General features: G+C 70.4%; 10 protein-coding genes. 4 read left to right on the top strand and 6 right to left on the bottom strand.

What is annotated here, in order from left to right; genetic code table 11:
- The first annotated feature begins 267 nt into the window (after positions 1-267).
- The 3 genes from AOK01_RS08770 to AOK01_RS08760 are packed head-to-tail and all read left to right on the top strand — an operon-like array spanning position 268 to position 4,405.
- Entirely contained in the window at positions 268-1,740 is a 1,473-nt protein-coding gene (locus AOK01_RS08770) for a sodium:solute symporter family protein (RefSeq protein ID WP_055510192.1), read from the top strand.
- A complete protein-coding gene (gene speB / locus AOK01_RS08765) occupies positions 1,737-2,705 on the top strand; it encodes an agmatinase (protein ID WP_055510190.1) in 969 nt (322 codons plus the stop codon). Before AOK01_RS08770 ends, speB begins: the two co-directional genes overlap by 4 nt.
- Positions 2,702-4,405 carry a thiamine pyrophosphate-binding protein gene (locus AOK01_RS08760; RefSeq protein ID WP_055510188.1) on the top strand — a complete coding sequence of 568 codons (1,704 nt, stop codon included), beginning with the start codon at positions 2,702-2,704 and terminating at the stop codon, positions 4,403-4,405. The genes speB and AOK01_RS08760 overlap by 4 nt, the downstream gene beginning before the upstream one ends.
- A gap of 103 nt (positions 4,406-4,508) precedes the next feature.
- On the opposite strand, the gene AOK01_RS08755 is transcribed toward AOK01_RS08760, so the two are convergent.
- The 3 genes from AOK01_RS08755 to AOK01_RS08745 form a co-directional block, all read right to left on the bottom strand.
- Complete coding sequence (locus tag AOK01_RS08755) at positions 4,509-5,930, bottom strand: FG-GAP-like repeat-containing protein (RefSeq protein ID WP_055510186.1); 1,422 nt, start codon at positions 5,928-5,930, stop codon at positions 4,509-4,511.
- A gap of 196 nt (positions 5,931-6,126) precedes the next feature.
- Positions 6,127-6,969 (bottom strand): endonuclease I family protein, encoded by an 843-nt coding sequence (locus AOK01_RS08750; protein WP_055510184.1) that lies wholly within the window; start codon positions 6,967-6,969, stop codon positions 6,127-6,129.
- A gap of 265 nt (positions 6,970-7,234) precedes the next feature.
- Positions 7,235-8,170 (bottom strand): zinc-binding dehydrogenase, encoded by a 936-nt coding sequence (locus AOK01_RS08745; RefSeq protein WP_055510181.1) that lies wholly within the window; start codon positions 8,168-8,170, stop codon positions 7,235-7,237.
- Positions 8,171-8,237: 67 nt separating this feature from the next.
- Here AOK01_RS08745 and AOK01_RS08740 point away from each other — a divergent pair, with 67 nt between their 5' ends.
- Positions 8,238-8,909, top strand: coding sequence for a TetR/AcrR family transcriptional regulator (locus AOK01_RS08740; RefSeq protein WP_055510179.1), 672 nt, complete (start codon positions 8,238-8,240; stop codon positions 8,907-8,909).
- A 13-nt stretch (positions 8,910-8,922) separates the two neighbouring features.
- Here the strand turns inward: AOK01_RS08740 and AOK01_RS08735 are convergent, their stop codons facing one another.
- The 3 genes from AOK01_RS08735 to AOK01_RS08725 are packed head-to-tail and all read right to left on the bottom strand — an operon-like array spanning position 8,923 to position 12,253.
- The gene (locus AOK01_RS08735; RefSeq protein ID WP_055510177.1) at positions 8,923-11,187 is read right to left on the bottom strand and encodes an ArnT family glycosyltransferase; all 2,265 of its coding nucleotides are present in this window, start codon (positions 11,185-11,187) and stop codon (positions 8,923-8,925) included.
- 51 nt (positions 11,188-11,238) lie between these two features.
- The gene (locus AOK01_RS08730; RefSeq protein ID WP_055510176.1) at positions 11,239-11,466 is read right to left on the bottom strand and encodes a DUF397 domain-containing protein; all 228 of its coding nucleotides are present in this window, start codon (positions 11,464-11,466) and stop codon (positions 11,239-11,241) included.
- Positions 11,459-12,253 (bottom strand): helix-turn-helix domain-containing protein, encoded by a 795-nt coding sequence (locus AOK01_RS08725; RefSeq protein WP_055510174.1) that lies wholly within the window; start codon positions 12,251-12,253, stop codon positions 11,459-11,461. The genes AOK01_RS08730 and AOK01_RS08725 overlap by 8 nt, the downstream gene beginning before the upstream one ends.
- Positions 12,254-12,308: the final 55 nt, after the last annotated feature.

Genomic DNA, 12,308 nt, shown 5'->3' with positions numbered 1-12,308 from the left:
GCGGGACGACAGGGCCGGCGGGGCCAGCGGGGCCAGCGGGGCCAGCGAGGCCAGTACGTTCGGCTGGGTCCGGCATGTGGACGTTTCCTCCATCCGATCCGGTGACGATGGATGAAACGTACACTTCAACGCTGCTTTCCGGACACCTAGGGTCGTGCCGACCGGAGGCCGCGGACCCAAGCGGACACCCCCGCGCTCATCGCAAGCGATCACACGATCAGCCGTGCGAAGCCAACCTGCCGCGCGAAGCCAACTTACGGAGGCCCCATGGCCGTCGACTACGCAGTGATCGTCGTCTACCTCGCCGGGATGCTCGCCATGGGCTGGTGGGGCATGCGTCGCGCCAAGTCCAAGAGTGACTTCCTGGTCGCCGGACGGCGGCTCGGCCCCACGATGTACTCCGGCACGATGGCCGCGATCGTCCTCGGCGGCGCGTCCACCATCGGCGGCGTCGGCCTCGGCTACCAGTACGGGCTCTCCGGCGCCTGGATGGTCTTCACCATCGGCCTCGGGCTCCTCGCCCTGTCCCTCTTCTTCTCGGCGCGCATCGCCCGGCTGAAGGTCTACACGGTCTCCGAGATGCTCGACCTGCGGTACGGCGGCCGGGCCGGGGTGATCTCGGGCGTGGTCATGTGGGCGTACACGCTCATGCTCGCCGTGACGTCGACCATCGCGTACGCCACGATCTTCGACGTCCTCTTCGACATGAACCGCACGGTCGCGATCATCCTCGGCGGCTCGATCGTCGTCGCGTACTCGACGCTCGGCGGCATGTGGTCGATCACCCTCACCGACATGGTGCAGTTCGTCGTGAAGACCATCGGCGTGCTGCTGCTCCTGCTGCCCATCGCCGTCGTCAAGGCCGGCGGCTTCAGCGAGATGAAGGCACAGCTGCCCACCGGGTACTTCGACCCGCTGGGCATCGGCGGCGAGACGATCTTCACGTACGTACTGATCTACACGTTCGGCATGCTGATCGGTCAGGACATCTGGCAGCGCGTCTTCACCGCCGGCAGCGACCGGACCGCCAAGTGGGGCGGCACCGTCGCGGGCACCTACTGCCTGGTGTACGCGCTCGCCGGCGCCGTCATCGGCACGGCGGCCAAGGTCCTCTACCCGAAGCTGGCCAGCCCGGACGACGCCTTCGCGACGATCGTCAAGGACGAACTGCCCGTCGGCGTACGGGGACTGGTGCTCGCCGCCGCCCTGGCCGCCGTGATGTCCACGTCCTCCGGCGCCCTCATCGCCTGCGCGACCGTCGCCAACAACGACATCTGGTCGCGGCTGCGCGGCGCCGTCCGGCCGGGGAGCGACGCCGCCGACCACGACGAGGTGAAGGGCAACCGCATCTTCATCCTCGTCATGGGCGTCGCGGTGATCTGTACGGCCATCGTCCTCAACAACGTCGTCGAGGCCCTGACCGTCGCCTACAACCTGCTCGTCGGCGGCCTCCTCGTGCCCATCCTCGGCGGCCTGCTCTGGAAGCGCGGCACCGCCCAGGGCGCCCTCGCCGCGGTCGTGGTCGGCGGCGGCGCGGTCGTCGGCCTGATGGTGACGTACGGAATCCTCGCGAACGAGCCCATCTACTACGGGCTCCTCGCCTCCCTCGCCGTGTACGTGATCGTCTCGCTCGCCACCCCCGCGACCGACGCGGCGGTGCTCACCGCCTGGCGCGAACGGCTCGCGGGCCGGGGCTCCGAGCCCGCCTCCGAACTCAAGGAAGAGAGTGTCACCCGATGAACAGCAACGAGACGCCCCGCGGGCCCGTCGACTCCTCCCGCGTGCCGCGGTACGCGGGCCCGGCGACCTTCGCCCGGCTGCCCCGCCTCGACGAGGTCGGCACCACCGAGGTCGCCGTGGTCGGCGTGCCCTTCGACGCGGGTGTCTCGTACCGGCCGGGGGCCCGCTTCGGCGGCAACGCGATCCGGGAGGCGAGCCGTCTCCTGCGGCCCTACAACCCGGCGCAGGACGCCTCGCCGTTCGCCCTCGCGCAGGTCGCGGACGCCGGTGACATCGCCGCGAACCCGTTCGACATCAACGAGGCCGTGGAGACCATCGAGGGCGCCGCCGACGAACTCCTCGGCACCGGCGCCCGGTTGATGACCCTCGGGGGTGACCACACCATCGCCCTGCCCCTGTTGCGCGCGGTCGCCAGGAAGCACGGCCCGGTCGCGCTGCTGCACTTCGACGCGCACCTCGACACCTGGGACACGTACTTCGGCGCCGAGTACACGCACGGCACCCCGTTCCGCCGGGCCGTCGAGGAGGGCATCCTCGACACCGAGGCGCTCTCCCACGTCGGCACCCGCGGCCCGCTGTACGGCAGGCAGGACCTGACCGACGACGAGAAGATGGGCTTCGGCATCGTCACCTCCGCCGACATCTACCGGCGCGGCGCCGACGAGGTGGCCGACCAGCTGCGGCAGCGCATCGGCGACCGCCCGCTCTACATCTCCATAGACATCGACTGCCTCGACCCGGCCCACGCGCCCGGCACGGGGACGCCGGAGGCGGGCGGCATGACGTCCCGCGAGCTGCTGGAGATCCTGCGCGGACTGGCCTCCTGCCGGCTGGTGTCCGCGGACGTCGTCGAGGTCGCCCCCGCGTACGATCACGCCGAGATCACCTCGGTCGCCGCGTCCCACACGGCGTACGAACTCACCACGATCATGTCCCGCCAGATTGCAGAGGCCCGAGCGCAGTGACCCACGACCACGACCTGGTGCTCCGCCCGACCGCCGCGCAGACGCAGGCCGCACTCGACCCGCCGCCCGGACGCAACGGCGGTGACCTGGTCGTGGAGACCCTCACCGGTCTCGGCGCGACCACCGTCTTCGGCCTGCCGGGCCAGCACGCGCTCGGCATGTTCGACGCGCTGCGCCGCTCCGACCTGGCGTACGTCGGCCTGCGGGTCGAGAACAACGCCGGGTTCGCGGCGGACGCGTACGGCCGTATCACCGGCGAGGCGGCCCCGCTGCTCCTGTCGACCGGACCCGGCGCCCTGACCTCGCTGGCCGCACTCCAGGAGGCCGCGGCGGCATCCGCCCCCGTCCTCGCCATCAGCAGCCAGATCCCCGGCGCGGGGCTCGGCGGCGGCCGGCACGGCTACCTCCACGAACTGCCGGACCAGCAGGCCTCGTTCAGGGGCGTGGTCAAGTCCGTCCACCCGGTCCGTACGCAGTCACAGATCCCCTCCGCGATCGCCGCGGCCTGGGAGTCGGCGCTGACCGCCCCGCACGGCCCGGTGTGGGTGGAGATCCCGCAGGACGTGCTGCTCGCCGCGACGGATCTGCCCGTCGTCACGGCCGTGGACGCCGCCCCGCACGACCTCCCTCCCCGCCCCGAACTGACCGCCGTGGCCGCCGACCTGCTCGCGAACGCGGCCCGCCCGGCGATCATCGCGGGCGGCGGAGTCGTACGCGCCGACGCGTCGGGCAAGCTGCGACAGCTCGCCGAGCGGCTGAACGCGCCCGTCGTCACCACCTTCGGCGGCAAGGGTGCCTTCCCCTGGAACCACCCGCTCTCGCTCCAGTCCTGGCTGGAGGACCGGCACACCACGGACTTCCTGGAGGACGCCGACGTCCTGCTCGTCGTCGGCTCGGGGCTCGGCGAACTCTCCTCGAACTACTTCACGTTCAAGCCCCGCGGCCGGGTCATCCAGATCGAGGCGGACCTCGGCAAGCTGGAGTCCAACCACCCGGCCCTCGGCATCCACGCGGACGCCCGCCTCGCCCTGTCGGCCCTCCTCGAAACCCTGCCCGCACGGCAGGATGCGCAGGCAGGGGAGGGCGAGTCGGCCACCGACCGCGTACGGGCCGTGCTCGGCCTCGTCCGTGAGCGCATCGACTCCCAGGAACTCGCCCTGGAGCAAAAGGTGTTGGCGGCCGTGCGGAAAGCCCTGCCGGACCGGTCGGCCAGCTTCTGGGACATGACGATCCTCGCCTACTGGGCCTGGTCCGCCTTCGACGCCCGCAGGCCGAACACCATGCACTCCGCCCAGGGCGCGGGCGGCCTCGGCTACGCCTTCCCTGCGGCGATCGGCGGCGCGGTCGCCGACCCCACCCACCCGGTCCTCGCGGTCTCCGGCGACGGCGGCGCGCTCTACTCCATCGCCGAACTGGCCACCGCCAGGCAGCACAACCTCGACGTGACCTGGCTCATCGTCGACGACGGCGGCTACGGCATCCTGCGCGAGTACATGACGGACGCCTTCGGCCAGGCCACCGCCACGGAACTGTCCCGCCCCGACTACGTGGCGCTCGCGGAGTCCTTCGGCGTCCCGGGCGTACGGACCACCGCGGACACCCTCGCCGACGACCTCGCCAAGTCCCTTGCCACGCCGGGCCCTTCGGTGGTCGTGCTGCCGGCGGTGCTGCGGATGTTCGCGCCGACGCACCTGGACTGAGCCCGAATCCCCTTTTAGGTCCGGACATGACGGTGGGGCGGCACGAGGCCGCCCCACCGTGTTGCTGTGGATCAGTTGGTCAGCGCAGATGCCAGCGCAGATGTCAGCGCAGGTACGACCCGAAGCTTGCGGCCGTCGCCGGGGCGCCGAGGTCACCGGCACCGAACGCGAAGGACGAGGTGGCGGTGAGGCCGCTCGCCGTGCCGTTCAGGATCCAGACCGCGCCGTTGTGCTCGTTCTCGGCCGTGGAACCGGCCGCGAGGTCGCGGTGGCCGTCGCCGTTGAGGTCGAGGAGGGCGGTGGTCACACCGAACTCGTCGCTGTTCTCGGCCACTCCGGGAATTCCGGCGGTGTTCTGGTGGAAGACCTGCGTCCCGGCGCCCGTGGCGCCGGCGGCGCTGCCGGGGACCAGGGCGACCGAGCCGGTGTCGTAGATGTCGCCGACGTCCTCGCCCGGGATGCCGAGCGCGATGTCGGCGTAGCCGTCACCCGTGACGTCCGCGACCGAGACCGACCCGCCGATCTCGTCCTCCTCTTCCTCGGCGCCGGGGAACCCGGGGCTGTCCTGGTTGAAGGTCTGGACGCGGTCCTCGGACAGGCCGGTGGCCGAACCGAGAGCGACCTTGACGTTGCCGCCGCCCCAGTCGTTGCCGACCACGACGTCGTCGAAGCCGTCGTTGTTGACGTCCCCGATGCCGGTGCCCATCTCGTTGCCTGCGGCTTCACCGGGGACCCAGCTCTTGGTGAAGCCCGCGCTGCCGCCGCCGAGCAGCAGACTGTTGCCCCAGACGCCGTCGCCCTCGTAGTGCAAGGCGACGATGTCGTCCTTGCCGTCACCGTTGACGTCGCCGGACTCGGTGGTGTCGACGGGGCCGCTGAGCGCCTCGCCGGTCTTCAGGAGGGGCAGGCTGGCGGCGGGCGTTCCGGCACGCGAGATCGGGCCCTTCCACACGGTCCCGGTGGCGTTCTCGGGGTCGTCGCCCTCGACGTTCTGGTAGGCGAACAGGGTGAGGTCCGTCTTGCCGTCGCCGTCGAAGTCGCCGGTCTGCGGGGAGTCGTAGCCGGCTATGGCCGTGCCGCCGGTGAGTCCGGACGCGGAGCCCCACAGGATGACGGAGCCGGCCTTGCCGCCCGAGATCACCAGGTCGCTGAAGCCGTCACGGTCCAGGTCGCCCTTGGTGAAGGTGGACCCGAACTGCTGGTTCGCGGTGGCAGAGCCGGGCACGCCGCTGGTGGAGCGGCTGATGAGCTTCTTGTCGGCGGTGGAGACACCACTGGCGGAGCCGTACGTGACGGCCACGTAGCCCGCCTTGGCCTTGCTCGAAATCGTGGCGTTCGGGGCTCCCACGACCAGGTCGGCGTATCCGTCGCCGTTGAAGTCGTCCTGCGCGTTCACGGCCCCGGTGGCGGCCTGGGCCGAGGCCCCGGTGAGGGCCATGGCGCCGAATCCACCGGCGACCAGCACCGCGGCTGCCAGAGGTGCGGTGAGACGCGCGGTACGAGTGCTGCGGTGTGCTCGGGACATACGTGAGCCTTTCGAGTCGGTCGGTCCTGCCGCAGCGGAATGCCGCGTTCAGGAGGTGAGACTCGATCGGGGTGTCCTCAGTTGTACGCCTCAATGTCATGGCTTCGTAACCGAAGGGACAGGTGCGGCGCCGAACTCCCCTTTATTTACGAGGAGTTCAGCGCCCATCACACTGGGTTCACCGGCCACGGCGGGTCTACCAGATCGACTCGACCCATTCCGGGTGGTCGATGAAGGGGTTCCGGTTGCCCTGGTAGTTGCTGTAGATGAGTTCGTTCCGGCGCTGCTCGGACGTGCTGGGCGGGTCCTGCTCGTTCCACTGCTTCAGTACGGAGAGGCGGCCGTGGTACGGGACGCTGCCGTTGGTGACGGCGTCGTTGGGCTCCAGGTCGGGCCAGGAGTCGTCGCCCTCGTAACGGACGGCCATGTAGAGGATCATCCGCGCCACGTCGCCCTTGACCGCGGAGCGGGGCTCGAAGGAGTTCGAGTCGGTGAGGCTGCCGCCGCTGTTGGTGAAGCTGCTGCCGCCGGTGTCGAAGTCCTTGTTGCCGCGGATGCTGTTGACCTGGACGTCCTCGGGCCGCAGGTGGTGCAGGTCGGTGCCGGGCCCGGCCGAGGTGCCGAAGTCGCCGTGGGACTGGGCCCACGTGTGCTCGCGGTTCCAGTCGCCGACGTCGCCGCCGTTGAGCGACTTGCTGCGGGAGATGCCGGAGTACAACAGGATCACGTTGCTGCTGTTGTTCGGGTCCTGGTCGGTGACCTTGAGGGCTTCCCAGACCGCGGAGTACGAGATCTTGGTCTGGTTCTTGATGATTCCGTGCAGCGAGGTCTTCAGAGCCGTACCGGTCTTGCCGATCGCGCCGGCGTAGTACGTGTCGTCGTACGCGGCCGCCGTGGCGCCGGTCGTGGTGGCGCCGGTCGTGGTGGTGGCTGTGGCCGCGGCGGGGGTCGCGGCGACCGTCGGGAGGGTGAGGCCGACGAGGACGGCGGAAACGCCTGCCGCCAGCGCCTTCCAACTGCCAATCCGAGCAACGGACATGTGGGGGTGCCCTTTCCCGAGAACGGCACGCGGAGGTTACGCGGAGGCCCGGATCGACGGGCCGGCGTCCGCGTTCTACGCGTGTTGACACTTCGGTCAATCGGGAGAGTGGCATGGACATGAGGTCATTCGCATAACGGGAGAGTGTCGTTCATGTGACGTTCTCGCATATGGCGCAACCCCTGGCCGTTTCGGGTCCAGGGGCTGCGAAAGGCCAGGGTTTTCCCTGACAGGTCGAGGGAGAACCCTAGTTGCGCCTGTCTGCTCAGCGGACGTCGAGGACGGCTTTGCCGGGCACGCGGCGGGCGGCCAGTTCGGCGGCTGCCAGCGCCGCCTGCGTCCAGTCGGTGCGCAGGGCGACCTGCGGGTCCAGCTCGCCACGGGCGGTGAGCGCGGCGAGCCAGGTGAGGTCCGCGCCAAGACCCGCGGTGTCGTCCAACAGGAAGTAGGTGGCGATCTGACGGTTGTGGTGGTGGCCGCTGCCGAAGAAGGCTCCGTGGGGGAACTGCTCGCTGTCGCCGGCTATGTGACCTGCGGCCACCAGTACGCCGTGTTCAGCCAGGGCGCCGTGTGCGGCGACCATGTGGGCGCCGCCGACCAGTTCGACCACGCCGTGCACCGGTTCGAGGTGCTGGAGCGCGGACAGGTCGGTGACGATCTCGTGGGCGCCGAGTGCGCGCAGTGCGTCCGCCTTCGCCGGGTCGCTGGTCACCGCCGTGACATGTGCGCCGCCCCGGGCCGCGAGCTGCAGGGTGAAGCGGCCCACGCCGCCGCCCGCGCCGGTCACCAGGATGCGCCGTCCCAGGATCGGCCCGATGCGGTGCAGGACGCGCAGGGCCGTACCCGCCGCGACCGGCAGCGTGCTGATCGGGCCGAGGTCGGCACCCTCGGGTGCGGTGCCGATCAGATGGGTGTCCACGGCGCGCAGTTCGGCCCAGGCGCCGTCGGCGCCCACGGTGACGACGGGAGTGCCGGCCGCGGGGCCGGAGCCGTCGGCGGCTGCCTGGACCACCACGCCCGCGGCGTCCCAGCCGGGCACTGTGCCGGCTTCGCCCCCGGGGATCACGTAATGGACCTCGCCGGAGTTGAGGGAGAAGGAGTGGACCTGCACCAGGGCCTGGTGGGCGGCGGGTTCGGGGTCGGCGACCGCGGTGAGCGCGAGGTGTCCCGGAGCGGAGTGATCAATCGTCAGTGCCTTCATGGTGAGCGATAGTGCCACTGAGAGGCATAAGCTTACAAGTGGCAAACGCTGCTGATAGGCTTCGCCCGTGCAGAAGGACTCGAAGGACCCGAAGGAACTGCCGCTGCGTGAGCGCAAGAAGCTGCGGACCCGCCAAGCTCTGGTCGACACGGCTCTTGAGCTGTTCACCGCGCGGGACTTCACCGCGGTCACCCTGGACGAGATCGTCGATGCGGTGGAGGTCTCCAAGCGCACCTTCTTCCGCACGTTCGCCTCGAAGGAAGACCTGGCCCTGGCCCCGGAGAAGGAACTGTGGGCCGCCTACCTCAAGCTCGTCGAGAACCGGCCTCTGACCGGTGAGCACCTGTTCGGCGCCTACAAGGACGCACTGTTCGCGGCGCTGGAGCAGATGACGGACGGCTGGGAGCGGAGCTTCCGCGTCAGCCGCACCCTGGCCGACCGCACCCCCGCGCTGACCGCACACAGCCTGCGCTTCTGCTCAGAAACCTCCGCGAACGTCGTCCGGATCGTGGCGGACCGGCTGGCCGGCCGGTCCCCCGGCCGGCCCTCCGGTCAGTTCCCCGGCCACACCGAACTGCGCCTGCTGCTGGACCTCATGCTGGCCGCCTGGCACCGCGCGCTGGAGACGTGGATCGCCTCGGACGCCGTACGGCAGGACCGTGCGGCGCTCACTCGGCACGTACACAAAGCCTTCGCGGCAATCCCCGCGGTGGCGGCCCTGGCGGCACAGGACAGCTGAGCGGACAACACGTCTAGCCGACGTCCGAGGCGTCCAGGCGATAGAGCGCCTGGGTGTTCTGCGCGTCGTCCTCCGAGTCCTGGGAAGTGGACGTGGCGGACCCCGACGACGAGCCGCTGCCGTACTCGCTCGCCTTCACCGCCGTGGCGTGCTTCTGCACCCAGGCCGTCACCTCGGAGCTGACGCTGTCGGAGTCGCCGCCGCCCATACCGCCGGCTCCGCCCCCGCCTGCGCCGCCGAGCACGATGTAGTGCAGCTCGCCCTTCGTCACGAGTTCCTTGAGCTTGGCGAGGGTCATGGCCTTGTCGCTGCCGGACCAGCCCCACATGGAGATGACGGGCTGCTTCGTGCTGACGATCAGCTGGGCCGCGCTCTGCGAACCGGACACCGCCACCAGCCACTTGGCGCCGTCGCGGTGCTTCTCCAGGTACGTGGTCATGGCACTGTCGGCGCCGCCACCCATGCCGCCGCCTCCACCGCCCATGCCGCCACCGCTTGCGTTCGGCGGGGTGCCGGTCTGGCCGTCGCCGCCCTGCTCCTGGGCGCTCGGGGCGCCACTGGGCTGGGTACCCGTCTGGCCGCCGCCGCCCGGTGCCTCGCCACCGGCCTGCGGAGCGCCCTGCTGCTGGCCGCCCGGTGCCTGGCCGCCTGATGCCTGGCTGCCGTTGCCGCCGGGGAAGCCGCCCCGGCCGCCACCTCCACCGCCGCCGGGTCCGCCGCCCATGCCGCCACCGGTGGTGGGGCCGGCCGTCGGGTTCGTACCGCTCATGCCGCCGCCCGAACTCGCGGGCACGGAGACGGCGTAGGCTGCGGGTCCGGCGAGGGAGGCGACGACGGCCGCGACCACGGCGCCGGAGAGCAGCCGCGCCCGCCGACCGGACCGGAAGAGGAACAGGCCGACGATCGCCAGGACCATCACCGCGGCGACGGTCGGCCACAGCCAACTGTTCCAGCCGGAGGCCCGCCGCAGCAGGACGACCGCCCAGACGCCGGTGGCGGCGAACGCCACGGGCAGGGCCCATGTCCATGTCCATGCCCAGGCCCCGGACCAGCGCTTGGCGTCACCTGTGCGGAACGTGCGGAAGGCGTGCAGGAGCATCGCGCCGCCGCCCCCGCACAGCGCCGCGATGCCGGGTGCGAGCGCGGTCGTGTAGTACGGGTGCATGGTGCCTTCGGCGAGGCTGAAGGTCAGGTAGTGCAGCGCGGTCCAGCCGCCCCACAGGATCAGCGCGGCCCGCGTGAGGTCCGTACGGGGAGCGCGTCCGCGCAGTACGAGGCCGCCGACGAGGGCGATCCCGGCGAAGGGCAGCAGCCAGGAGATCTGGCCGCCCAGTGTTTCGTTGAACATCCGCCCGATACCGGCGGTCCCGGAGAAGCCGCCTCCGCCACCGCCGCCTCCACCCCCGCCGTTGCCGTCGCCGCCGAGGACGCGGCCGAGGCCGTTGTAGCCCATGATCAGGTCCCAGGCGGTGCCGTCCGTCGACCCGCCGATGTACGGCCGCGACGAGGCGGGCACGAACGACACGGCGGCGGCCCACCAGAAGCTGGAGACGGCGAGGGTGACTGCGGCGACGGCGAGGTCGCGTACGCGACGGAGCAGGCCGCCCTGAGCCGCGTACAGGTACACGGCGAAGACGGCGGGCAGGGCGATGTAGCCCTGGAGCATCTTGGTGTTGAAGGCGAAACCGAAGCAGACGGCCGCGCCGACGAGCGGCAGCAGCTTCCCGTTGTGGACGGCGCGCAGGGCCAGGGCGGCGCCCGCGACCATGAGGAGGACGAGCAGGGTGTCCGGGTTGTTGTCGCGGTTGATGGCGACGGTGATCGGGGTGAGCGCGAGGACGAGCGCGGCGACGGCGGCGGGGCCGTGGCCCCAGACCCGCTTGACCGACGCGTGCAGGATCCAGATCGTGCCGAGCGCGGCGGCGACCAGCGGCAGCATCATCTGCCAGGTGCCGTACCCGAAGACGCGGCAGGACAGCCCCATGACCATCAGTACGACGGGTGGCTTGTCCACGGTCAGGAAGTTCCCGGCGTCCAACGAGCCGAAGAACCAGGCCTTCCAGCTCTGCGTGCCGCTGAACACGGCGGCGCTGTAGAAGCTGTTGAGGCTGGAGGAGGAGAGGTTCCAGGAGTACAGCAGGCCGGCCAGGACGAGGATCGCGCCCAGTACGGGCAGCGACCAGCGGGGTGCCTTGTCCGGCCGTGCGACCGGCTCGTCGGACGGCGTCGAGGCGACGGCCTCGGGGGCGTGGGGGTACGGATCGGTGGCAGATGTCACGAGGTCATCGTGCGCGGGCGGTTTTGGCGCGGGCTGTGCTGAACCTGGGGGTCAGCTGTGAGCGGGGAAGCCTCCGGCTTTGACGGCGGAGACGAACGAGGCCCAGTCCCTTGCCGGGATGAGGAGGGCGGGTCCGTGGGGGTCTTTGGAGTCCCGCACGGGAACCCCGGCCGGGTGGCCGTCGCCCACTTCGAGGCAGCTGCCGGCTTCGGGGCCGCTGTATGACGACTTGCGCCAGCCCTTCGCTATGACGCCGCCGGGGGCCTTCTGGTCAGGCATCGTGTCCGAATTCCTTCGCTACGGCTTTCAGCATGGCGAGAGACTCCTTCAGCGACAGCGCGTCGCTCAGGGCCAGATGGTAGGCGCTCTGGAGCCGGGCGACCACGGTGGGGGAGTCGTGCAGTTTGCCCACCTGGACGCCCTCCGAGTACGCCACCGGCGGTTGGTCCTCGAACCACAACAGCGTGAGCATGCCCTGGAGCAACTGGTAAGCCCCAACTCCGTACGGGACGACATGCACGCGTACCCGCCCGCTTTCCACCAGGCGGACCAGGTGAGTGAGTTGCTCCGCCATGACGTCCGGGCTGCCCACGACGCGGCGTAGAACCGCCTCGTCGAGCAGGGCCCACACCACCGGTGTCACCGGATCGTCGAGGATCTTCGCCCGCTCAAGGCGTGTGACAAGGCGCCTGTCACATTCCTCTTCACCCACCGGAGGGAACGACGTGTCCAGAACCGCACGTGCGTACCTTTCCGTCTGGAGGATGCCGGGGACGAACGAGAGGGCGAACTCCCGGACCATTACGGCCTGTTGTTCGAGCAGTCGAGCCGCCTCGAAGTAGCTGGCGACCGCCGCGTCCTCCGCCGGCAGGAAACTGCTCAGCACATTTCCCGTGTTCAGGACCCTGTCCAGGCGCCGAGCGTCCTCCTGCGAAGGAACACGCCGCCCCGCCTCGATGTGCGAGATGTGCGAACGGGTCATGACCGCCGCGTCGGCCAACTCCTGCTGCGTCAGCCCTGCTGTCTCGCGTTGCTGCTTGAGCCAGTCACCGTACGTGCTGGTCATGGCCTCTCCTTTGTGACAAATGACTGGTCACACTCGACCCTCTGGCGAGCCTGGA

Source organism: Streptomyces aurantiacus (assembly GCF_001418335.1).
Classification (GTDB): Bacteria; Actinomycetota; Actinomycetes; order Streptomycetales; family Streptomycetaceae; genus Streptomyces; species Streptomyces aurantiacus.
Note: the sequence above shows the minus strand (reverse complement) of the source record. Positions and strands in the feature narration are given on the sequence as shown.